Origin of the sequence: Roseateles aquae (assembly GCF_032337115.1) — a bacterium.
GTDB lineage: Bacteria > Pseudomonadota > Gammaproteobacteria > Burkholderiales > Burkholderiaceae_C > Roseateles_C > Roseateles_C aquae.
In genome coordinates this window covers 1-21,734 of sequence record NZ_JAVXZY010000002.1, presented here as the reverse complement: position 1 = coordinate 21,734, position 21,734 = coordinate 1, and the positions used below count along the sequence as shown (strand labels likewise).

At 66.4% G+C, this 21,734-nt stretch carries 20 protein-coding genes; 12 read left to right on the top strand and 8 right to left on the bottom strand.

Annotation, left to right across the window (positions count from 1 at the left end; genetic code table 11):
• Positions 1-42: 42 nt before the first annotated feature.
• The gene (locus RQP53_RS05445) at positions 43-393 is read left to right on the top strand and encodes a hypothetical protein (protein ID WP_315649220.1); all 351 of its coding nucleotides are present in this window, start codon (positions 43-45) and stop codon (positions 391-393) included.
• 115 nt (positions 394-508) lie between these two features.
• A complete protein-coding gene (locus RQP53_RS05440; protein WP_315649219.1) occupies positions 509-2,599 on the top strand; it encodes a TonB-dependent receptor in 2,091 nt (696 codons plus the stop codon).
• A gap of 16 nt (positions 2,600-2,615) precedes the next feature.
• Here the strand turns inward: RQP53_RS05440 and pdxH are convergent, their stop codons facing one another.
• Entirely contained in the window at positions 2,616-3,257 is a 642-nt protein-coding gene (pdxH, locus tag RQP53_RS05435; protein WP_315649218.1) for a pyridoxamine 5'-phosphate oxidase, read from the bottom strand.
• Between the two features lie 126 nt (positions 3,258-3,383).
• On the opposite strand from pdxH, the gene RQP53_RS05430 reads away from it, so the two are divergent.
• The 5 genes from RQP53_RS05430 to eda all read left to right on the top strand — a co-directional run bounded on the left by RQP53_RS05430 (position 3,384) and on the right by eda (position 9,552).
• Positions 3,384-3,998, top strand: coding sequence for a nucleotidyltransferase family protein (locus RQP53_RS05430; protein WP_315649217.1), 615 nt, complete (start codon positions 3,384-3,386; stop codon positions 3,996-3,998).
• Positions 3,999-4,203: 205 nt separating this feature from the next.
• A complete protein-coding gene (locus RQP53_RS05425) occupies positions 4,204-4,644 on the top strand; it encodes a (2Fe-2S)-binding protein (protein ID WP_315649216.1) in 441 nt (146 codons plus the stop codon).
• A 12-nt stretch (positions 4,645-4,656) separates the two neighbouring features.
• On the top strand, positions 4,657-6,903 hold the full coding sequence (locus tag RQP53_RS05420; RefSeq protein ID WP_315649215.1) for a xanthine dehydrogenase family protein molybdopterin-binding subunit: 2,247 nt from the start codon (positions 4,657-4,659) through the stop codon (positions 6,901-6,903).
• A 105-nt stretch (positions 6,904-7,008) separates the two neighbouring features.
• Positions 7,009-8,832 carry a phosphogluconate dehydratase gene (gene edd, locus RQP53_RS05415; protein WP_315649214.1) on the top strand — a complete coding sequence of 608 codons (1,824 nt, stop codon included), beginning with the start codon at positions 7,009-7,011 and terminating at the stop codon, positions 8,830-8,832.
• Between the two features lie 90 nt (positions 8,833-8,922).
• Positions 8,923-9,552, top strand: coding sequence for a bifunctional 4-hydroxy-2-oxoglutarate aldolase/2-dehydro-3-deoxy-phosphogluconate aldolase (gene eda, locus RQP53_RS05410; protein ID WP_315649213.1), 630 nt, complete (start codon positions 8,923-8,925; stop codon positions 9,550-9,552).
• A gap of 18 nt (positions 9,553-9,570) precedes the next feature.
• On the opposite strand, the gene RQP53_RS05405 is transcribed toward eda, so the two are convergent.
• The 7 genes from RQP53_RS05405 to RQP53_RS05375 form a co-directional block, all read right to left on the bottom strand.
• Entirely contained in the window at positions 9,571-10,128 is a 558-nt protein-coding gene (locus RQP53_RS05405) for a PaaI family thioesterase (RefSeq protein WP_315649212.1), read from the bottom strand.
• A 33-nt stretch (positions 10,129-10,161) separates the two neighbouring features.
• A complete protein-coding gene (xth, locus tag RQP53_RS05400) occupies positions 10,162-10,926 on the bottom strand; it encodes an exodeoxyribonuclease III (protein WP_315649211.1) in 765 nt (254 codons plus the stop codon).
• Positions 10,927-10,948: 22 nt separating this feature from the next.
• Positions 10,949-11,527 carry a DUF4337 domain-containing protein gene (locus RQP53_RS05395; RefSeq protein ID WP_315649210.1) on the bottom strand — a complete coding sequence of 193 codons (579 nt, stop codon included), beginning with the start codon at positions 11,525-11,527 and terminating at the stop codon, positions 10,949-10,951.
• 24 nt (positions 11,528-11,551) lie between these two features.
• A complete protein-coding gene (locus RQP53_RS05390; protein WP_315649209.1) occupies positions 11,552-12,058 on the bottom strand; it encodes a dihydrofolate reductase in 507 nt (168 codons plus the stop codon).
• 11 nt (positions 12,059-12,069) lie between these two features.
• Positions 12,070-12,891 (bottom strand): thymidylate synthase, encoded by an 822-nt coding sequence (locus RQP53_RS05385; protein ID WP_315649208.1) that lies wholly within the window; start codon positions 12,889-12,891, stop codon positions 12,070-12,072.
• A gap of 86 nt (positions 12,892-12,977) precedes the next feature.
• Complete coding sequence (locus tag RQP53_RS05380) at positions 12,978-13,751, bottom strand: PEP-CTERM sorting domain-containing protein (protein WP_315649207.1); 774 nt, start codon at positions 13,749-13,751, stop codon at positions 12,978-12,980.
• Positions 13,752-14,157: 406 nt separating this feature from the next.
• Positions 14,158-15,969: an ABC transporter transmembrane domain-containing protein gene (locus RQP53_RS05375; RefSeq protein WP_315649875.1), complete on the bottom strand. Its 1,812-nt coding sequence runs from the start codon at positions 15,967-15,969 to the stop codon at positions 14,158-14,160.
• 228 nt (positions 15,970-16,197) lie between these two features.
• On the opposite strand from RQP53_RS05375, the gene RQP53_RS05370 reads away from it, so the two are divergent.
• From RQP53_RS05370 to RQP53_RS05350, 5 genes are all read left to right on the top strand, one after another.
• On the top strand, positions 16,198-16,704 hold the full coding sequence (locus tag RQP53_RS05370; RefSeq protein WP_315649206.1) for a MarR family winged helix-turn-helix transcriptional regulator: 507 nt from the start codon (positions 16,198-16,200) through the stop codon (positions 16,702-16,704).
• 13 nt (positions 16,705-16,717) lie between these two features.
• Positions 16,718-18,154 carry an efflux transporter outer membrane subunit gene (locus RQP53_RS05365; RefSeq protein ID WP_315649205.1) on the top strand — a complete coding sequence of 479 codons (1,437 nt, stop codon included), beginning with the start codon at positions 16,718-16,720 and terminating at the stop codon, positions 18,152-18,154.
• A 91-nt stretch (positions 18,155-18,245) separates the two neighbouring features.
• Positions 18,246-19,502, top strand: a complete 1,257-nt coding sequence (locus tag RQP53_RS05360) for an HlyD family secretion protein (RefSeq protein WP_315649204.1) — start codon at positions 18,246-18,248, stop codon at positions 19,500-19,502.
• Between the two features lie 3 nt (positions 19,503-19,505).
• Entirely contained in the window at positions 19,506-21,110 is a 1,605-nt protein-coding gene (locus RQP53_RS05355; protein ID WP_315649203.1) for a DHA2 family efflux MFS transporter permease subunit, read from the top strand.
• Between the two features lie 260 nt (positions 21,111-21,370).
• Positions 21,371-21,734 (top strand): hypothetical protein (locus RQP53_RS05350; RefSeq protein WP_315649202.1); only part of this gene is annotated, 364 nt, incomplete at its 3' end.

Here is a 21,734-nt window from a genome sequence, read left to right as displayed (position 1 = left end):
CGACCGCAGGTCGCGCCGCATGAGCCTGGGCGGAGGGTCGGCATGAAGCCTCAACAGACGGTTGCAAACGCCGTGCAGCAGCGCCGCTTCTGGCTGGCGCTGCTGTTTGCCGTCAGCATGCTGGGCCTGCAGGGCCTGGGGCAGTGGCACCGGGTTCTGCACCCCCATGGCAGCGCCACGCTGACGGCCAAGTTCGTGCTGGGGCACGAGGCTGGCAGTGCAGACTGCCAGCTGTTCGACCATATCGCGCAAGGCGACGGGCTCTGTAGCGCAGCGACGCCATCGTCTGGCGTCATCGCTGCAGCGCCGCAGCAGGCGCTGCCATCGAGTCCCTTCATCGTTCGTACCGGCTGGCATGTCCAGGCCCGTGGGCCGCCCCTGTCTCTAGGCTGAGTTCATCGCTGAACGGCCGCTGCGCAGTTGCGCCATGCGTCGTTCAAGCCTGCCCTTTGATGCTCGACTGACGTTGCAGCCTACGACGCTGCTGCGTCTGCCCTAGAGATTGACAATGAAGAACAGCACTCCCTTGATGCGGAACGCCCGCGTCTGCCCGGCGCAAAACTACAACGCTGCTGGGTGCTCCCTCCATGCACTGAACACCCGCTCACGCTTCAGTGTTGTGGCCTTGGCCTTTGGCCTGCTGGCTACTGGCACGCAAGCGCAGCAAATCGCCGACAAACTGGATCAGGTTGTTGTCACCGGCAACCCGCTCGGTGAGCGCGACCCGGTGCAATCTTCGCAGGTGCTCAGCGGCCAGGCGCTGACGCTATCGCGCGGCGCCACGCTGGGCGACAGCCTTGATCAGATCAGCGGTGTGGGCTCCAGCTATTTCGGCCCCAACAGCAACCGGCCAACCATACGCGGCCTGGACGGTGACCGCGTGCGCATCCTGAGCAATGCCGGCGCTTCGGTGGATGCCTCAAGCCTCAGCTTTGATCACGGCGTGCCCGTCGACCCGCTGGTGATTGAGCGCATCGAAGTGCTGCGCGGCCCCTCGGCCTTGCTGTACGGCGGCAGTGCGATGGGCGGTGTCGTGAACACCTTGGACAACCGCATTCCACGAGTGGCAGGTGATGGCTTGAGTGGTGTGACCGAACTGCGCCTGGGCGGCGCCAGCCGTGAGCGCAATGCGGCGATGGTGCTGGAAGGTGGCGACAAGCGCTGGGCCTGGCATGTCGATGCTTCGGGGCGCAGCGCCGGTGATCTGGCTGTGCCCGAGTTCAGCGCTGCCGAGGGCAGCGTCTCCCATCGCGTGCGCAACTCGGCCAGCGACAGCCATGGCGCGGCGCTTGGCAGTTCGCTGTTCTTTGGCAAGGGTTTCGCTGGTGTCTCGATCGAGGACTATCACAGCCACTACGGCGTGACAGTGGAGCCTGATGTCACCATCAAGATGCAGCGCCAGCGCATTGCCACGGCAGGCGCCTGGAATGATGCCGGCGCGATGCTGAGCAAGGTGCAGTGGCAGCTCAATAGCAGCCGCTACGAGCATGTCGAGCTGGAGGGCGATGGTTCGGTAGGCACGCGCTTCAAGAGCAGTGGCAAGGACTTGCGCGTGGAAGCCGAGCATCGTGCCATCGGTGATGTGCGCGGCGTCATTGGCGCGCAGATGGAATCGTCGACGTTTTCAGCGGTCGGCGAAGAGGCCTTGGTGCCCAGCACGGCCACGCGATCCAGCGCGCTCTTCCTGCTTGAACAGTGGCAGCAAGGGGCCTTTGGCTTGTCAGGCGGTGTGCGCGTTGAGCAGGCGCGGGTGCGTTCCGATGGCGATGGCGCCGATGGTGTCGGCCGTTTTGGTCCGGCGCTTGAGCGGCGCTTCTCGCCGCGCAGTTTCTCGTTCAGTGCCAGCTATCACACGACGCCAGAGCTTGGTTTGACGATGAGTGTCAACCACAGCGAGCGGGCGCCGAGCTTTTACGAACTTTTCGCCAACGGTGTTCATGTGGCGAGCGGTGCGTATGAGCGCGGCGATGCCACGCTGGACATGGAGCATGCCACCGGCCTGGACTTGGGCATGCACTGGGCCAGCGGCGGCGGCAGCGCCAAGCTCAATATCTACCGCACCCGTTTTGCCAACTATCTGGCGCTGAACGCCAGCGGCCAAACGGTTACCCCTGATGGCGATAGCACGGCCTGGCCCGAGTATCGCTATCAAGGTGTGCGCGCACAGTTGACGGGTTATGAGCTCGAGCTGCGGCAAGCCTGGACGCTGGCCGGCTGGCAGCTGGCTGGCAGTCTGCAGCTCGACGGCGTGCGGGGCGAAGACCTGAGCCATGCACAGCCCTTGCCGCGCATTGCGCCGCAGCGCTTGGGTCTGGGGCTGGAGGCGCAGCAGGGCGCTTGGACCTTGCGTGCCGATTGGCATGGTGTGGCCCGCCAATCCCGGGTTCCGGCCGAAGACCGAGCCACCGCCGGCTACGGACTCCTGAAACTGTCGGTGGCGCGACAGTTCCGCTGGGGCGACACCGATGCCCTGTGGTACCTCAAGCTCGACAACCTGGGCAATCAGCTGGCCTACAGCGCCAGCACGGTCGCAACCATGCGCGATCTTGCCCCCTTGCCGGGGCGCAGCCTGCATACCGGGCTGCAGCTGCGCTTCTGAGCGAAGTCGTCAATGCTCAGGGGGCCAGCCGCTCACGCAGCCACTGGCCCTGCGCGTCGAGTCGGTAGACCAGGCGGTCATGCAGGCGCGACTTGCGGCCCTGCCAGAACTCCCAGCGCTCCGGCTTCAGCCTGAAGCCACCCCAGTGCGGGGGGCGGGCCGGATTGAGGCCATGCGTGACGGCAGCCTTGGCGGCGTTGGCCACCAGCACGGCGCGCGAACTGATCACTTCACTTTGCGGCGACGCCCAGGCGCCCAGTCGTGAATCCAGCGGGCGGCTGTGGAAGTAGTTGTCCGACTCCGCCTCGGACACGCGTTCGACGCTGCCCTCGATGCGCACCACACGCTCCAACTCGACCCAATGGAACTGCAGCGCGGCATAGGGATGCGCTTCCAGCTCACGGCCTTTGCGGCTGTGGTAGTTGGTGTACCAGACGATGCCGCGCGCATCGAAATCCTTGATCAGCACGATGCGGGTGGACGGCCGCCCGTCGGCACCAACGGTGGCGAGCGTCATCGCATTGGGCTCGGGAACCTCGGCGGCCTGGGCTTCCGAAAACCATTGACCGAACTGCTCCAGCGGCGCGTTGGCCGCGGCTGCTTCGTCGAGTTCGCCGAGCTCGTAGCTCTTGCGCAGATCTGCAATTTTCTTGTTCATCCCTGGAGTATGTCCCAGGCGGGGAACACCTTAGGTGTTGGCCCCACTTATGAGCCTGTGCTTGCAACGGGATGATGGCGGCTGTCGGCGGGTATGGTCTCGCGGCATTGAAGCAAGGGTGTACGAATGGATATGCGACGGCTGGCCGTCGTCGTGCTCGCAGCGGGTCGCGGCATGCGCTTCCGGGGTGCAGGGCACAAGTTGGTCCAGGGCTTGGGCCAGACCAGCGTGCTGGGAAGTACCTTGGCCAATGCGCTTGAAACAGGTTTGCGAGTCGTCGTCGTCTGCAGCGAGGCCTTGGCGCCCTCGGTGCGTGAAATGATCGCCGCCAGCGACGTGGTGGTGCTGCCGGAGCGCGGGCTGCAGGGTCAGGTCTTGCCTGTCGGCATGGGGCACTCGATTGCCGCAGGTGTTTCCGCCAGCGGTGACGCTGACGGCTGGTTGATATTGCCTGGTGACATGCCCATGGTGCGCGCGCGGAGCATGCGGGCCGTGGGCGAGGCTTTGCTGCAATCGCCGGTCGCCTTTGCCCAGTACCGCGGCCTGCGCGGCCATCCGGTTGGTTTCGCTGCCGAGCTGTATTCCGACCTGATCGAGCTGCAAGGCGACGAAGGCGCGCGACGCCTGATCGCGCGCTATCCCTCGGCTGGCGTGGAGCTGGACGACGCCGGCGTCTTGGTCGACGTCGACACCGTCGAAGACCTCCATAAACTGCGAGCCCAGCTGCAACCTCAGCTCTGAGCCTCACCGCCGGCCTGATGCCTCGCCAGTACCGCGCTGAGCGCGGAACACGCGGCAGGCGCGGGCCGCACTGTCGTTACGCCAGTCTTGGCGAGACAGTGCTCTTACAAAGCCATACAGCCAGGAGACGTGGGGCGTCCTAAGCTGGACCGCGGCGTTTGCGCTTCGACGCGAACGCTCAACAGTCCGGCATAAGGAGTACACGATGCCCAACTTGACTCTTAACGTGAATGGCAAGGATTACGCCATCACCGTCAGCAGCACCAGCATGCCCTTGCTCTGGGCCTTGCGCGATCTGATCGGCCTCACCGGTACCAAGTACGGCTGTGGCATCGAGATCTGCGGCGCCTGCACGGTCTTGGTGAATGGCAAGCCGGAGAAGTCCTGCGATATGGATGTCTCTTCGGCGGTCGGCAAGCGCATCACCACCATCGAAGGGCTGTCGGCCGACCGCAGCCATCCGGCGCAAAAGGCCTGGATCCTGCATCAGGTGCCGCAATGCGGCTACTGCCAGTCTGGCATGCTGATGGCGGTGGCGGGCGCGATGAACGCCGGGCACAAGGGCAGCGAGATTGCCAACGAGATCGAGAACGTCTGCGTCTGCGGCACCTACCAGCGCATCAAGCAAGCGCTGAACACCTTGTGAGCGGAGGCAGCCATGAAGCAGAACACGCTATCGCTTGATCGTCGTCAATTCCTGGGCGCAGGCAGCGGCCTGGTGCTGGGCCTTGTGCTCAGCCCGGGCGGCGCCGATGCAGCTGCTGGCGCTGCCGGCGGCACCAGTGTCAATAGCTGGCTCAGCATCGGCAGTGATGACAGCATCACGCTGACCATTGGCGCCTCCGATATGGGGCAGGGCGCCGTCAGCGGCCTGGCGCAGATTCTTTGTGAAGACCTGATGGTCGATCCGGCCCACGTCCGCCTGGTGCAGGGCGCGCCCAGCCTGGCCACACTGGCGCCGGTGGGGGCCGCCATCAACACCGTGGGCAGCAGCGTCACGCGCAACAACTTCTGGCGCCTGCGCGATGCCGGTGCCGCAGCGCGTGAAATGCTGGTGGGCGCCGCGATGGCGCGCATCGGCGACAGCAGCCGTGCCAACTACAGCGTCAGCAATGGCCGTGTGACACATGGGCCGAGCGGCCAGCAACTCAGCTATGGACAGCTGGCCGCCGACGCGGCGCTGCAGCCCCTGCCTGCCACGCCCGCGCTGGTGCCTGACAGCCAGTTCAAATGCATTGGCAAGGCGCTGGCGCGGCAGGACATCCCGTTCAAGGTTGATGGCAGCGCCGTCTACGGCCTGGACGTGCGGGTGCCGAATATGGTCTACGCCGTTATCAAGCATTGCCCCAGCTTTGGCGGCACGCTGGCGGCAACACCGGCCACACCGAACGGTGCCATAGCTGTCGTGCCGACCAAGGTGATGGCCGGCACGGCGCGCGGCCTGGAGGCTGTGGGCAACACCAATGCGGTGGCAGTGGTGGGCAGCAACACCTGGGACGCCTGGCAGGCCGCGCGTCGGCTCAGCCTGAAATGGAACTTGCCGGCCAATGTGGCTGCCTTGAACAGCAGCCAGTTCGCTGCCGATGCCCAGGCCCTGATGAGCAGTGCCAAGCCCTATGTGGCCGGTGGCAGCAATCCGGCCGGTACCGTCTACACGGTGGAGCGCAGCACCGCGGATGCTGAAGCCGCACTGGCTCTGTCCGTGACGCGCCTGGAGGCCAGTTACAGCCTGCCCTATGTGGCCCATGCCTGCATGGAGGTGCTGAACTGCACGGTGGACTATCTGGCCGGCCAGCGCTGCGAGGTCTGGGCGCCGACGCAATCGGCCAAGTCGGCACTGACGCTGGTCATGGCCCTGACCGGCCTCTCGGCCGACAAGATCACGCTGCACACCACCTATCTGGGCGGCGGGCTCGGCCGCAAGGCGGAACTCGACTTCATCAGCCAGGCGGTGCAGGTGGCCATGGCTCTGCAGCGGCCGGTCAAGCTGATGTGGCCGCGTGAGGAAGACTTCACCCATGATCAGTACCGGCCCATGGCCCTGGTGCGCGTACGCGCCGGGCTCGATGCCAACCGCTTGATCACCGGCTGGAGCTACCGCAATGTGTCGCCGTCCATCCTGGCGCAGCGCGGCGCGGTGCTGGGTGCCAGCGGCGACAGCCAGGGCTATGAAGGCTCGCAGGCCTTGCCCTACAACTTCGGCGCACGGCTGACCGAATGGGTCAGCCATCCCTCGCCGATACCGGTCGGTTTCTGGCGCTCGGTGGGCGCCTCGATCAACACCTTCGCGGTGGAGTCGATGATGGACGAGCTGGCGCTTGCGGCCGGGCAGGACCCCTACCAGTTCCGTCGCGCCCGGCTGACCGATCCGCGCTGGATTGCCGTGCTCGAAGCAGTCGCCAACGCGGCCAACTGGAGTGCCGGCGCGCCCAAAGGCAGGGCGCGTGGCATTGCCATCGGCACCGCCTTCAACAGCATCGTGGCCCAGGTGGTGGAGGTGGCCAGCACTGGCTCGGGCAGCACCGCGGGGCCGCGGGTCACGCGAGTCTGGCTGGCGATCGATTGCTATCTGCCCGTCAATCCAGCCTCGATCGAGGCGCAGATGATTGGCGGCATCGTCCACGGGCTCAATGCCGCGCTCTACGGCCGCCAGACCTTTGTCAATGGCGCGGCGCAGGCCAAGAATTTCAACAACAGCCGGATGATGCGGCTCAAGGAGATGCCCGTGGTCAGCGTCAGCATCCTGCCGGCGCCTGCGGCCGCCAACCGCAGCGTGCCACTGGGCGGTGTGGGTGAGCTTGGCGTGCCGACGCTGGCGCCGGCGCTGGCCAATGCCTGGGCGCGCCTGAGTGGCAAGCGGGTGCGCAGCCTGCCCTTCTTCCCGGGAGCGACGATGTCCGACTGAGGCCTGGCTGGCAGCATCTTGTACCCGGCTTGTAACGCCGTTGGAGCCAGAATCTTGTAATATGGTTACCAACTTACATACTGCCGAGTTACATCGGCTGTCGGCATGAACAAGACCTTGATCGAGGTGACTGCACGCATCCAGGCGCGCAGCGCCGCCACCCGCGAGCGCTATCTGGCACAGGTGGCGCAACTGGCTGGGCGCAAGCGGGGTGTTGAGCGTATGGGCTGCGCCAATGTGGCCCATGCCGTGGCCGCGATGCCGGCCAATGACAAGCTGCGCATCGTCGCCGAACGGGCGCCCCATATCGGCGTGGTCACGGCCTACAACGACATGCTGTCGGCCCATCAGCCCTACGAGGGCTATCCGGCCTTGATCCGCGCCGAGGCCGCCCGGCAGGGCGCTACCGTGCAGGTCGCTGGCGGCGTGCCGGCCATGTGCGATGGCGTCACCCAGGGCCTGCCCGGCATGGAGCTGAGCCTGTTCTCGCGCGACACCATCGCCATGGGCACGGCTATCGCCCTGTCGCACGATGTGTTCGATGCCGCGCTGCTGCTGGGCATTTGCGACAAGATCGTGCCCGGTCTCCTGATTGGTGCCCTGCATTTCGGCCATCTGCCCTGCGTTTTCGTGCCCGCCGGGCCGATGAGCAGTGGCCTGTCCAATAACGAGAAGGCCAAGGTCCGTGAGCTGTATGCCCAGGGCAAGGTCGGCCGCGAGGAATTGCTGAAGGCCGAATCGGCCGCCTATCACGGCGCCGGCACCTGCACCTTCTATGGCACCGCCAACAGCAACCAGATGCTGCTGGAGGCCATGGGCCTGCATCTGCCGGGCGCCGCCTTTGTGCACCCGCACGATTCGCTGCGCGAGGCGCTCAGCCGCGAGGCGGTGCGGCAGGTGCTGCGCATTGCGCCGCGGGCCGATTACACGCCGATCGGCCGCCTGGTCGATGAGCGCGTCATCGTCAACGCGATGGTGGCGCTCTTGGCCACCGGTGGCTCGACCAATCACCTGATCCATTGGGTGGCCGTGGCCCGTGCCGCCGGCATCCTGATCGACTGGAGCGACTTCTCCGAGCTGTCTGGCGTGGTGCCGCTGCTGTCGCGCGTCTATCCCAACGGCAGTGCCGACGTGAACCAGTTCCAGGCCGCCGGCGGCCCGGGCTTTGTGATCCGCGAGCTGCTCGGCGCCGGCCTGATGCATGAAGAGGTGCTGACCGTCGTCGGCCCCAGCCTGCAAGCCTATGGCCGTGTGCCTACGCTGCAAGGCGAGGCCAGTGATCAGCTCGTCTGGCAGGACCTGCCGGCCGATAGCGGCGACGAGAGCGTGGTGCGCACCGCCGCGGTGCCGTTCAACGCCAGCGGCGGCCTGAAGCTGCTGCAGGGCAATTTAGGCCGCGCGGTGATCAAGGTCTCGGCCGTGCCGGAAGACCGCCATGTGATCGAAGCACCGGCGCGTATCTTCACTGATCAGGAAGCGATGCAGACGGCCTTCAAGGCGGGCGAGTTGGATCGCGATGTCATCGTCATCGTGCGCTTCCAAGGGCCGCAGGCCAATGGCATGCCCGAGCTGCACAAGCTGACGCCGCCGCTGGCGGTGCTGCAGGGCAAGGGCTTCAAGGTGGCGCTGGTGACCGACGGCCGCATGAGCGGTGCCTCGGGCAAGGTGCCGGCTGCCATCCACGTCAGCCCCGAGGCGCTGGCCGGCGGGCCACTGGCCAAGCTGCGCGATGGCGATCTGGTGCGTCTGGACGCGATCAGCGGCGAGCTGACTGCCCTGGTGCCGGCGGCCGAATGGGAGGCCCGCGAGCTGGCCACCATCGCTACGGCGCAGGCGCTGGAAAACGGCGCCGGCCTGGGCCGCGAACTCTTTGCCGGCATGCGCCGCAATGTGCGCAGCGCCGAAGAGGGCGCGATCAGCTGGCTGTAAGGCCCTGGCGCAGCAGGCGCAGTGACATGAACAGAATCGGCCCTTATCTCGGCCCTGATATCGGCCCTTGGATAGGCCTGGAGAATTGCAATGACAGTTGAGACCCTCAGCCTCGCCGCCCACGGCCCGGTGATCCCGGTGATTGTGATCCAGCGCCTGGAAGATGCCGTGCCGCTGGCCGAGGCCCTGGTGGCCGGTGGCGTCAAGGTGCTGGAGGTGACGCTGCGCACGCCGGTGGCCTTGCAGGCCATGGAAGCGATGGCCCGCGCGGTGCCCGAGGCCATCGTTGGCGCCGGCACGCTGCGCACGCCGGCCGATGTGCTGGCGGCGCGCAATGCCGGCTGCCGCTTTGGCGTCAGCCCCGGTTTTACCGAGGCGATTGGCGCCGCCTGTGAGCAACACGGCCTGCCCTTGCTGCCGGGCGTGTCCACCGCCAGCGAGGTGATGCAGGCCAATGCGGCAGGTTACCAGTTTCTGAAGCTGTTCCCGGCCACGGCCGTGGGCGGCGTGAACCTGCTGAAGGCGCTGGCCGGTCCATTCCCGGATGTGGCCTTTTGCCCGACCGGCGGCATCACGCCCGAGACCGCGCCGGAGTTCCTGGCACTGGCCAACGTCAAGGTCTGCGGCGGCTCCTGGCTGACGCCGCAGAGCGCGGTCGAATCAGGCGACTGGGCGCGCATCACCCGCCTGGCCCAGGCCACGCATCCACTGCGCGGCTGAGGCCGGACGTTACGGCGTTCAGCTTCGTTTGCTGCTGGGCAGATCGAACACCAGGCAAGTGGTGCTGGCGTGGGCATAGAGCTTGCCGTCATGCCCGATCAGCTTGGCCTCCGAGGTGGCCACCTGCCGGCCGGCGTGCGTCACTTCACCGATGGCACGCACCAGCGGCACCTTGTCGGTCAAGGCGCGCACCAGATTCACCTTGAACTCCAGCGTCGTGTAGCCGCGGCCGGGTTCCAGCGTGGTGTGCACCGCGCAGCCCAGCGCTGAATCGAGCAGGGTGGCGAACCAGCCGCCATGCACGGTGCCCAGCGGGTTGTAGTGGCGCTGCTGCGGCCGGCCTTGAAACACGGCACGGCCGGCGGCCACCGAGATCAGCATGAAGTCCAGCGTCAGCGCAATCGGCGGCGGCGGTGCGTCGCCGTCCAGCATGGCCTGCATCTGCTGCAGGCCGGTCTTGCCAGCCAGCTGTTCGGGCCGGGCCACGCCAGGCTCGCCGCGCAGCCGGGTGCGCACCGCGGCTTCCTCGGCCATCCAGTGCTCCAGCACGGCGTGGTGATCTTGGCTATGGCTCATTGGCAGACTCCTTGAAACTGCTTGGAGTGAGGCTCACTCGATCTCGACGATCACCGGCGCATGGTCGCTGGGCCGCTCGTTCTTGCGCGGCAGCTTGTCGATCACGCAAGACCTGACCCCTGGCTTCAAGCCCGGGCTGACCAGGATGTGGTCGATGCGCAGGCCCTGATTCTTGCGGAAGGCGAGGTTGCGGTAATCCCACCAGCTCCAGCTCTTGGCCGGTTGCTCGAAGAGCCGGAAAGCGTCGACCAGACCCAGATCGATCAGGCGCTGAAACTGGGCACGCTCTTCTGGCGTGCAGTGGATCTGCCCGGCCCAGGCGACCGGGTCGTAGACATCGCGGTCATCCGGCGTGATGTTGAAGTCGCCCATCAGCACGAGCTTGTCGTGCCGGCTCAGTTCGCCGCGCAGCCAGTCGTGCAAGGCATTGAGCCAGGCCATCTTGTAGACGAACTTGTCGCTGTCCGGCGCCTGCCCATTGGGAAAATAGCCGCCGATCACGCGCACACCGCCGACGGTGCCGGCAATCACCCGCGCCTGCTCATCGGCAAAGCCGGGGATGTTCTTGACGACCTCGCTGGCCGGCAGCTTGCTGATCAGCGCGACGCCGTTGTAGGTCTTCTGCCCGAACCACTGCACCTGGTAGCCGGCGGCACCGATCTCCAGCGTGGGGAATTTGTCGTCGGTCAGCTTGGTTTCCTGCAGGACCAGTGCATCGACCGGATTGGCGGCCAGCCACTCCAGCAGCTGGGGCAGCCGGACGGCGAGGGAGTTGACATTCCAGGTGGCGAACTTCATCAGATGGCCTCGCTGGTGGTATTCAGAGGTGCAGCCAGGTCAAAGCACCCAGCACCACGCCGACGCCACCCACCGCCAGCGTGGCGAACTCCATCCAGCGCTTCTTGGTCAGCAGCGCGATAGCCGCCAGGGCGATCGAAATCTGCAGCGCCGTGGTGGCCTGGGCCCAGCGGTGGTGCAGATGCATCTGCTCGGCGCTTTGGTGGTCGAATTCCGCCGACTCCTTTTCCAGCGCCTCGGCCTTTTCCTTGATCTCGTTCTTTTCCTTCTTGTAGCGATCGATTTCCTCGGCGTACTTGGCGCGCTTTTCGTCGCTCGTCACCAGCACCGCCGCCAGTTCAGCGAGGTTTTGCTTGCTGCTCTTGGCCTGGTAGTAGTTCCACTGGTTGGACGCTTCGGTCTTCTTGATCGCCGCGTCGTTTTTGTACAGGCCGGCCGCCGCCTGGGTGGCGCCACCCATGTACGAGAACAGGGCGCCGATGGTGGCCAGAATGGCGGTGATCACGGCCAACTGGCCGGCCATGCCCTTGGGCTCGTGCTGGGCTGCATGCTCCAGTTCGTGGTCGTGCGGGCCATGAACGTGGAAACCGTGTCCGGACATGAAATAACTCCTTGAGTTCTTGAATCAACGACGGCGCTGATAGCGCACGAAATGGTAGGTCAGGCGCCGGCCATCGGGCAGGCTGGCCTGATGCGTCTGGCGCGACTGCTCGGCGAAATCACCGGCGCTCCAGAGCGGGAAGAAGGCATCGGCATCGACGCTGAGTTCGAACTCGGTCAGCTCCAGCCGGTCGGCGCGAGGCAGGGCCTGGGCATAGATCTCGGCGCCGCCAATCACGAAGACCTCGTCCTCGCCGGTACAGGCGGCCAACGCCTGATCCAGTGAAGCGAAGACCTCGGCACCGTCGAGCTGCAGGCCGCTCTGGCGGCTCAGCACCAGATTGCGCCGCTGCACCAGCGGGCGGAAGCGCGGCGGGATCGAGTCCCAGGTCTTGCGGCCCATGATGACGCTGTGATTCAGCGTCAAGGCCTTGAAATGCGCCATGTCTTCGGGCAGGCGAACGAGCAACTCATTGCCGCGGCCGATGGCGCCACCGCCGGCAACGCCGGCAATCAGGGTCAGCTGGGTCATGGCGTGGCCCTTCAGATGGCGACCGGCGCCTTGATGGCCGGATGATGCTGGTAGTCCAGCACCTCGAAGTCTTCGTACTCGTAGTTGAAGATGCTGTCCGGCCGGCGCTTGATGTGCAGCCGGGGGAAGGGGTAGGGCACGCGTTCCAGCTGGGTTTGCACCTGCTCGGCATGGTTGCTGTAGATGTGGCAATCGCCGCCGGTCCAGATGAAATCGCCCACCTCCAGATCGCATTGCTGGGCCAGCATATGAGTCAGCAGCGCATAGCTGGCGATGTTGAAGGGCACGCCGAGGAAGATGTCGGCGCTGCGCTGGTAGAGCTGGCAGGACAGCCGGCCCTCGGCTACATAGAACTGGAAGAAGGCGTGGCAGGGCATCAGCGCCATCTGGTCGAGCTCGGCCACATTCCAGGCGCTGACGATGATGCGGCGCGAGTCCGGGTTGGACTTCAGCTGTTTGACGACTTCGGCAATCTGATCGATGTGACTGCCATCGGCCTTGGGCCAGGAGCGCCACTGCACGCCATAGACGGGCCCCAGATCGCCGTCTTCACGCGCCCATTCGTCCCAGATCGTGCAGCCGCGTTCCTGCAGCCATTTGACATTGGAGTCGCCACGCAGAAACCACAGCAGTTCCAGGATGATGGACTTCAGGTGCACCTTCTTGGTCGTCACCAGCGGGAAGCCCTGGCGCAGATCGAAGCGCATCTGGTGGCCGAAGACCGAACGGGTGCCGGTGCCGGTGCGGTCGCCCTTTTGCACGCCGTGCTCGGCAACATGGCGCATCAGGTCTTCGTACTGGGTGTTGCTATGGGGGGCTGGGGTCGAACTCATGGCCGCGATTCTATTGAGTTCGACGTCGGGCGCCGGCAAGTGCCACGAAAGGCAGCTTGGCGGCGCGCTTCAGCTGAGCGTGGGACTCAGGCCTTGCGGCGACGGGCTACAAAGCCCACACCGGCCAGACCGGCCAGCAGCAAGGCGTAGGTTTGCGGTTCCGGCACCGAGGAAACGACGCTGAACTTGACGTTGTCGATGGCCAGGCCGTGGTCATTGCCGACGTCGTTGTTCTCCACCCAACGGACCCACAGCGTGCTGCCGGCGGCCCAGTTGGTGTTCACGGTACCGCCGCGGTTGGCGAGCAGACCGACCGTGTTGCCGTTCACCGCGGCGGCGGTGCTGCTGGCCAGCGGCGAGCTCCAATCAAAGTTGCCACCGGGCGCGACCCAGTTGCTGACGCTGGCGAAGCTGCTGCCAAAGCCGTACTGCAGCGTCATCGTCTGCTTGCTGGTGTTGCCGCCGTTGCGCCACTGCTCACCGTCGAAGCTCAGCTTGAAGCCATCCAGCGCCTTGCCGGTGGCATTGCTGAAGGCCACGGCAATCCAGCCATTGAAGCTGTTGCTGCCCAGGCCACCCAGTGCGCGCTCGGCGGTGCTGCCGTAGCTGTGGATGCCGCCGGTGTTGCTGCTGCCGGTGTCGGCGATATAGCTGGTCACCGGCGTGGTCGTGTTCGTCTTGAACAGGCTCCAGCCGGCCAGCGTGCTGTCATTGGCCCAGGCGACGGCGCTGCCGCTGGCGGCCAGCGTGTCGAAGGACTGGCTGTAGTTGTAACCGGTGTTGTCGACACTCAGGCCGGCCTCGGCCGAACCGGCTGCGGCCAGGGCGGCCACCATGATGCTCAGGGTATTCAGTTTCATTGCTGTTCTCGCTTGGATCTCGTGGACTCGATGCAAGGCCGCAGGACGGCCTCCGCGCCAGCGCACCGAGCTCAGTTTTCTCCCGTTAAGGTCCACCCTGAGGTATCCCAAACGTTTGCGAACCGCTGAACTGGCGCTTTTTGCCTGGCGCGAAAAGCCATCCCCCGGCCATGCCGCTGCCAGCCCTGGCTGCCGCAAAGGTCAAAGGGCTGACATCAAGGATCAGCGGCCAAGCTGCGCTACGCAGCGCCGCTCAGACCCTCCCCTCCTCGACAGGGCCGAGCTTAGCGAGCCATCGATGGCAGTGCTGTGTCAGTCTGGGCTGGTTTTCCTGAATCACCCCATGAATGCGGGGGAGCTGGCAAACCCGGATCTCGGCGCGATTTGGAGGGCTATCGGCGGTGGTTCAGCTGACGAACTGCAGTGCCGCCAGCCGGGCATAGAGCCCGCCGCGGGCGATCAGCTCGGCATGGCTGCCCTGATCGACGATACGGCCCTGTTCCATCACGATGATGCGATCGGCCCGTTGCACCGTCGCCAACCGGTGCGCGATCACCAAGGTCGAGCGGTCCTTCATCGCCGCCTCCAACGCGGCCTGCACCATGCGCTCGCTTTCGGCATCGAGTGCGCTGGTCGCTTCGTCGAGCAGCAGCAGCGGCGGGTTCTTCAGAATGGCGCGGGCAATGCTGATGCGCTGACGCTGTCCGCCGGACAGGCGCACGCCGCGCTCGCCCAGGAAGGTCTGGTAACCCTCGGGCAGGGCGCGGATGAAATCATCGGCGAAGGCGGCACGGGCCGCGGCCATCACCTCCTCGTCGCTGGCCTCGGGGCGCCCGTAGCGGATGTTCTCCAGCGCATTGGCCGAGAAGATGACGCTTTCCTGCGGCACCAGCGCGATGCGCTCGCGCAGCTCGTGCAACGCCAGCTGCGTCAGCGGCTGGCCATCGAGGCGCAGCTGGCCCGATTGCGCGTCGTAGAAGCGCAGCAGCAACTGCAGCACTGTGCTCTTGCCGGCGCCGCTGGGGCCGACCAGGGCCACCGTCTCGCCGGGCTTGAGTTCCAGATTGAAGTCCGCTAGCGCCAACTGCTGCGGCCGCGAGGGGTAGTGGAAATTGACGCCGGCAAGGCTCAGCGCCGAGCCACCTCGGGCCGCCGGCAGCACCACGGGCTGCGCGGGCTCGGCCACCGGCGAGCGGGCCGAGAGCAGCTCCATCAACCGCTCGGTCGCACCGGCGGCGCGCAGCACATCGCCATACACCTCGGCGAGCACCGCGACGCTGGACACCAGCAGCGTCACATAGACGACGGTTTGCCCCAGATGGCCGGCGCTGATGCGGCCGGCAATCACCGCCTGAGTGCCCTGGTAGAGCCCCCAGAGCAGGGCGCCGAAGGTGGCGCTGATGATGAAGGCGACCATGCCGGCGCGCAGCCGGGTGCGCTTGCGCGCGGTCTCAAACGCGGATTCGCTGGCCAGCGCAAAGCGATCGGCCTCGCGCTTCTCGCCCGTGTAACTCTGCACCACGGGAATGGCGTTCAGCACCTCGGCGGCGATGGCACTGGTGTCGGCGACGCGATCCTGGCTGGCACGGCTGAGCTTGCGCACGCGGCGGCCGAAGTACAGCGCCGGCAGCACCACCAGCACCAGAATGCCCAGCACCTGGGTCATCACATAGGGGTTGGTGGCCACCAGCATCACCAGGGCGCCGATGCCCATTACCGTGTTGCGCAGGCCCATCGAGAGGCTGGAGCCGACCACCGTCTGCACCACCGTCGTGTCGGTGGTGATGCGGCTGAGCACCTCGCCGGTCTGGGTGGTTTCGAAGAACTCCGGGCTCTGACTCAGCACATGGCGGTAGACGGCGTTGCGCAGATCGGCCGTCACCCGTTCGCCCAGCCAGGTGACCGAATAGAAGCGCAGCGCCGAGAACAGGCCCAGCGCCACGCCGACGCCAAACAAGGCCAGGAAATGATCGCGCAGCGCCATCACCCGCTGGCCCGGATCGGCGGCGACGAGACCCTCGTCGATCAAGGCCTTCAGCGCCAGCGGAAAGGCCAGCGTGGTCAGCGCCGCCAGCAGCAGGAACAGGCCGGCCATGGCGATGCGGCCGCGATAGGGGCGCAAAAAGGGCCAGAGCCCGCTGAGCGCGCGGGGGCCGGGGCGCGCTGCCGGCTTGAGCGCATCAGGCGCTGAGCTTGGTGCTGAAGCTGGCCCAGGCATCTCGGGGCGCATCGGCGGGGTCAGGTCTTGTGGGGGCATGGCGGGAATCCTGGGGAGGTCGGGCTGGGCATGAGCCCGCGGCAGTGTAGGTGGGGCGGGTGGGGCCGTCTGCAAGTTGGCAATCGGATGCGGGGCTGACGGGCGGGCGCATGACGCGCAACGCCCTGGTTGCCAACAATGTTATTTGCCATGACAATAATTGCCTAGGCAAATATTTAAGCACAAGCCGTGTCCCCGTCAAGCAAAGCCCCGCAGCCCGCCACTTTCTACCGCGCCGACAGCTATCGGACCGAGGAGAGCATTGGCTGGCTCCTGAAGCGCATCAAACAATCCATCGTCCGCATGGCCGATGAGCGTCTGGATGCGCTGGACCTGACCCACGCCCAGTGGGGCCCGATGCTGCGCCTGCGCTTGTCCGGCGCCAGCACCACGGCGGCGCTGGGGCGCGATCTGGACATCGACGCCGGCGCACTGACCCGGCTGCTCGATCGCCTTGAAGCCAAGGGGCTGGTGCAGCGCGAGCGCTCCAGCAGCGACCGTCGTGTCGTCATGGTCTCGCTGACCGAGGAGGGCGCCCGCGCCACCGCCTCGCTGCCGAGCGTGCTGTCCGAAATCTTCAACGCCCATCTCGCCGGTTTCACAGAGGCCGAATGGCGCACCTTGATCGGCCTGCTGCAGCGCATCGTGGCCAATGGCGAGGCCCTGCGCGAGCAGGCCGCCACCGACAAATCCTGACCCCGCTCTCCCCATGCACAAACACGCGAACACACAGTGGCGCCTGCCGGCGCTGGCCAGCGCCATGCTGCTGGCAGGCCTGCTGCTCTCAGCCTGCGCGCCCATCCCGACCCTGCCGGAAGCCGCCTCGCCTTGCCAGGCTGATACGCTGGGCCTCGCCGCCGAGGGCACCGAGCTACACAGCCAGTGGTGGCGCGACTATGGCGACGAGCGTCTGAACGCGCTGGTCGAGCGCGCCCTCAGCGATGCGCCGAACATTGCGCTGGCGCGGGCGCGGCTGGCACGTGCGCTGGCCGGGGTTGACGGCGCCGCCGCCGCCGACAAGCCGCTGATCGGCCTCGGCGCCGACCTGACCCGCCAGCGCTACAGCGAGAATGGCCTGTTCCCGCCGCCGCTGGCTGGCAGCGTGCGCGACAGCGCCACGATTCGCGCGCAGATCAGCTACGAATGGGACTTCTTTGGTCGCCATGCGGCCGAGCTGCAAGCGGCCCTGGGCCAGCGCCGCGCGGCCGAGGCTGAACAGGCCGCTGCAGCCCTGGGCCTGTCGGCCGCAGTGACGCGCAGCTATCTGGCCCTGGCTCACCTGCAGTCGCAGGAAAAGCTGCTCGAACAGCAGCTGGCCCTGCGTGAGCAAAGCCTCGCCCTGGTGCGCCAGCGCGTCGCTGCCGGGCTGGACGACAAGCAGCCGCTGCGCCAGGCCGAGGCCCCGCTGGACGAGCTGAAGCGCCAGCGCCTGGCATTGGCGCTTCAGGTGCAGCAGCAGCGCCATGCGCTGGCCGCGCTGACGGCGCAGCCCCAGGCCGCGCTCGCCGATCTGAATGCCCGCCTGCCCGAGACGCTGAACTGGCAGCAGGCGCCGCACGCCGATCTGCTGGGCCGCCGGCCCGATATCGTCGCGGCCCGCTGGCGGGTCGAAGCCTCGGTCGAGGATGTGAAAGTGGCGCGGTCGCAGTTCTATCCCAATGTGAGCCTGACGGCCTTTGGCGGCCTCGATGCCATCGGCACCGATCGCCTGTTCAAGGGTGGCAGCCGCGATTTCGGTTTCGGCCCGTCCTTGCGCCTGCCCTTGTTCGATACCGGCCGGCTGCGCGCCCAGCTGCGCGGCTCGGCCGCACAACAGCAAGCCGCCGTGGCCGCCTACGACGCCGTCGTGATCGACGCCGTTCGAGAAGCGGCTGACCAACTCAGCGCCCTGCAATCGCTGCAGCAGCAGCGGCAGACGCAGCAACAGCTGCTGGCCAATGCGGCGCAGCAGACCCAGCTGCTGGAGCAGCGCGCCGCCGCCGGCCTGGGCAACCAGCTGCCGGTGCTCGGTGCTCGCCAGGCGCAGCTGAGCCAACAACGCCAGGCGCTGGAGCTGCAGGCCCAGGCGCTGGACGCCCAGGTGCGGCTGATGCAGGCGCTCGGTGGCGGCTATCAGGCCGACGACAGCACCAGCGCCAAGCGCTGAACCCAACACGCTTTATCACGTCGTCTCGCGCTTCTCACGCTCCTTACGCTTCTCAGGCGCGAGCCAGCGTCCCCAGATTTCGGAATACACCATGAGCAACGATCAACACACCGCCGCTTCTTCTCCCGCTGCCAACAAGGCGGCTCAGCGCAAGAAGGGGCTGACCCTGGTGGCCGCCGCGATTGCGATCGGCTTTGTCGCCTACAGCGGCTACCAGTGGCTGGTGGCCAGCCGCTATGAAAAGACCGACAACGCCTATGTGCAGGCCAATCTCGTTCAGATCACCCCGCTGATTGCCGGCACGGTGCGCGCCATCCATGCCGACGACACCGATTTCGTCAAGGCCGGCCAGCCGCTGGTCAGCCTCGATCCGGCCGATGCCCGCGTGGCGCTGGAGCAGGCCCAGGCCCAGCTGGCGCAGACGGTGCGTGAGGTGCGCACGCTGTACGCCAACAACAGCACGTTGCAGGCGCAAGCCCAGGCCCGCGAGGCCGATGTCAAGCGGGCGCAGAGCGAGCTGGCCCGGCTGGAGGCCGATGTGCAGCGCCGCACGCCGCTGCTGGCCAGCGGCGCCGTGGGCAAGGAAGAAATCGAGCATGCGCAGGCGCAGGTGACGAGCGCCCGCAGCAGCCTGGCCGCCGCCCAATCGGCGCTGCAGGCCGCGCGTGAGCAGCTGAGTTCCAACCAGTCGCTGACCGAAGGCACGGTGGTCGCCGAGCACCCGAATGTGCAGCGCGCCGCGGCCAAGGTGCGCGAAGCCTTTCTGGCGGTGCAGCGCAACACGTTGCCGGCGCCGGTGGATGGCTGGGTGGCGCGGCGCAGTGTACAGCTGGGTCAACGCGTGGCCGCCGGTGCGCCGCTGATGGCTGTGGTCGGCCTGCAGCAGGCCTGGGTCGATGCCAATTTCAAGGAAGGCCAGCTGGCGCGGCTGCGCATCGGCCAGCCGGCCACGCTGGTGGCCGATGTCTATGGCGAGAAGGTCGAGTTCCATGGTCAGGTGGTCGGCCTGGGCGCCGGCACCGGCGCCGCCTTTGCGCTGCTGCCCGCGCAGAACGCCACCGGCAACTGGATCAAGGTGGTTCAGCGGGTGCCGGTGCGCATTGCGCTGGATGCCAAGGAGCTGGCTGAACACCCGCTGCGTGTGGGCCTGTCGATGAATGTTGCTGTTGATGTGCGCGAGCAGGGCGGCAAGTCCATCGCTGATGCGCCGCGCAGCACGCCGCTGGCACAGACGGCCGTGTTTGATGCGCAGGACCAGGCTGCTGACGCCGAGGTGGCGCGCATCATCAAGGCCAATCTCGGTGCCAAGCCGGCCGCCGCGCCACGTGCGGCCAAGAAGGCGGCCTGATCGATGAGCAGCGCCGCCACTCCAACGGCCACGCTGCCGGCGCCGGCCGCAGCCCCTCCAGGCCCGCCCGCCGCACCGCAGCCCCTGCAGGGTTCGGCCCTGGTGCTGGGCACGCTGGCGCTGTCGCTGGCGACCTTCATGAACGTGCTCGATTCCTCGATTGCCAATGTGTCGCTGCCGGCGATCTCGGGTGATCTGGGCGTCAGCCCGGTGCAGGGGACCTGGGTGATCACCAGCTTTGGCGTCGCCAACGCGATCTCGGTGCCGTTGACCGGCTGGCTGACGCAGCGCTTCGGCGCCGTGCGCCTGTTTACCACCAGCGTGCTGCTTTTTGTGCTGGCGTCCTGGTTGTGCGGCTTTGCCCATTCGCTGGAAATGCTGGTCGCCTGCCGCGTGCTGCAAGGCCTGGTGGCCGGGCCGATGATTCCGCTGTCGCAGACGCTGCTCCTGGCCAGCTATCCGCGCGAGAAGGCCGGCACGGCGCTGGCGCTCTGGGGCGTGACGACCCTGGTGGCGCCGGTGGTCGGGCCGCTCTTGGGCGGCTGGATCACCGACAACGTCTCCTGGCCCTGGATCTTCTACATCAATGTGCCGGTGGGTTTGTTCGCCGCCGGCCTGACCTGGAGCATCTACCGCGAGCGCGAGACACCGGTGAAGAAGCTGCCCATCGACAAGGTCGGCCTGTCGCTGCTGGTCGTCTGGGTCGGTTCGCTGCAGATTATGCTGGACAAAGGCAAGGAGCTCGACTGGTTTGCCAGCGGCGAGATCCAGCTGCTGGCGCTTGCCGCGGCGGTGGGCCTGGCCTTCTTCATCGTCTGGGAGCTGACCGACGAGCACCCGGTCGTTGATCTGCGCCTGTTTGCGCGGCGCAACTTCCTGTTCGGCGCGGCCACGTTGTCGATTGCCTACGGCCTCTTCTTCGGCAATGTGGTGCTGCTGCCGCTGTGGCTGCAGCAGTACATGGGCTATACCGCCACCGATGCCGGCCTGGCGCTGGCGCCGGTGGGCCTGCTGGCCATCCTGCTCTCGCCCGTGGTGGGGCGCAATGTGGCACGCGTCGATCCGCGCTGGATGGCGACCTTTGCCTTCATCATGTTCTGCGTGGTGCTGCAGCTGCGCAGCAACTTCACCACCAACACCGACCTCGCCACCATCATGGTGCCGACGCTGCTACAGGGCGCGGCGATGGCCTTCTTCTTCATCCCGCTGACGACGCTGACACTGTCGGGCATTACGCCCGACCGCATCGCCGCCGCGGCCGGCTTGTCGAACTTTGTGCGCATCACCGCCGGTGCCATGGGCACCTCGATCTCGACAACGCTGTGGGAGAACCGCGCCACCTTGCACCACCACCATCTGGCCGAGAAGCTGGCGCAGGGCGATGCGGTGGCTGGCGAGACGCTGAACCGGCTGACCAGCATCGGCATGGCGCCAGAGCAGGCACTGGCCTATCTGAACCGACTGGTCGACCAGCAGGCCTTCACCCGCGCCGCCGACGACATCTTCCTCGCCTCGGCCTTCCTCTTCCTGACGCTGATCGCCGGCGTCTGGCTGACCAAGCGGCCGCCGCGTGTCGGGGCGCCGGTGGATGCGGGCGGGGCGCACTAAGTTGGCAAGCGCCCCGTTTGCGACAGACGGCACAGCTGACCTCTGAGCGGGGGGGATGAGGAAATACTGGAATGCCATAACCTGGCGGCGGCTTCCTCACCTGTCTGCAGCTGACTTCGTCGGGTGATGTCTGGGCGGGCTGCTATCAAAGCAAGTGTGCAGCACCCAGTGCAGGCATCCTTTCACCTCAAGCTACTGCAAGCTTTCGAGCAAACTCTGACATTCAGTTGACCGGTCGGGCATATGGCAATTGGATTGCGATGCCTGACGGTGACGTCCTGCAGTTCGACGTCACAAAGGTCGATGTTTACAACGACGGCGTTTTTGTCGGGACTGCCACTCTCGGCGCCTCGGGTGCCACTGCCAGTGACATTCCGTACAGGGACTTTTCGTACACGCACGTAGGGGGCTTTTCAACCTCTGGAAGTCACTCGCTCGGTGTCAAGGCGTATGACACAGGATCCAATACAGGTGCCGCAGCCGGAGCCGTCGAAACGATTACGGTGAGCGTTTCTGCAAATGCCTCGCCGACTGGAGCAATTGCGTCCCCACTGAATGGCGCAGTCGTTCCGCTGAACACGCCGGTACTGCTGTCTGCGACAGCCAGTGATTCTGACGGTTCAA

Coding starts and splice junctions, on each gene's coding strand:
- RQP53_RS05445 (WP_315649220.1), top strand. CDS start 43: ATGAAGCCTCAACAGACGGTTGCAAACGCCGTGCAGCAGCGCCGCTTC.
- RQP53_RS05440 (WP_315649219.1), top strand. CDS start 509: ATGAAGAACAGCACTCCCTTGATGCGGAACGCCCGCGTCTGCCCGGCG.
- pdxH (WP_315649218.1), bottom strand. CDS start 3,257: ATGAACAAGAAAATTGCAGATCTGCGCAAGAGCTACGAGCTCGGCGAA.
- RQP53_RS05430 (WP_315649217.1), top strand. CDS start 3,384: ATGGATATGCGACGGCTGGCCGTCGTCGTGCTCGCAGCGGGTCGCGGC.
- RQP53_RS05425 (WP_315649216.1), top strand. CDS start 4,204: ATGCCCAACTTGACTCTTAACGTGAATGGCAAGGATTACGCCATCACC.
- RQP53_RS05420 (WP_315649215.1), top strand. CDS start 4,657: ATGAAGCAGAACACGCTATCGCTTGATCGTCGTCAATTCCTGGGCGCA.
- edd (WP_315649214.1), top strand. CDS start 7,009: ATGAACAAGACCTTGATCGAGGTGACTGCACGCATCCAGGCGCGCAGC.
- eda (WP_315649213.1), top strand. CDS start 8,923: ATGACAGTTGAGACCCTCAGCCTCGCCGCCCACGGCCCGGTGATCCCG.
- RQP53_RS05405 (WP_315649212.1), bottom strand. CDS start 10,128: ATGAGCCATAGCCAAGATCACCACGCCGTGCTGGAGCACTGGATGGCC.
- xth (WP_315649211.1), bottom strand. CDS start 10,926: ATGAAGTTCGCCACCTGGAATGTCAACTCCCTCGCCGTCCGGCTGCCC.
- RQP53_RS05395 (WP_315649210.1), bottom strand. CDS start 11,527: ATGTCCGGACACGGTTTCCACGTTCATGGCCCGCACGACCACGAACTG.
- RQP53_RS05390 (WP_315649209.1), bottom strand. CDS start 12,058: ATGACCCAGCTGACCCTGATTGCCGGCGTTGCCGGCGGTGGCGCCATC.
- RQP53_RS05385 (WP_315649208.1), bottom strand. CDS start 12,891: ATGAGTTCGACCCCAGCCCCCCATAGCAACACCCAGTACGAAGACCTG.
- RQP53_RS05380 (WP_315649207.1), bottom strand. CDS start 13,751: ATGAAACTGAATACCCTGAGCATCATGGTGGCCGCCCTGGCCGCAGCC.
- RQP53_RS05375 (WP_315649875.1), bottom strand. CDS start 15,969: ATGCCTGGGCCAGCTTCAGCACCAAGCTCAGCGCCTGATGCGCTCAAG.
- RQP53_RS05365 (WP_315649205.1), top strand. CDS start 16,718: ATGCACAAACACGCGAACACACAGTGGCGCCTGCCGGCGCTGGCCAGC.
- RQP53_RS05360 (WP_315649204.1), top strand. CDS start 18,246: ATGAGCAACGATCAACACACCGCCGCTTCTTCTCCCGCTGCCAACAAG.
- RQP53_RS05355 (WP_315649203.1), top strand. CDS start 19,506: ATGAGCAGCGCCGCCACTCCAACGGCCACGCTGCCGGCGCCGGCCGCA.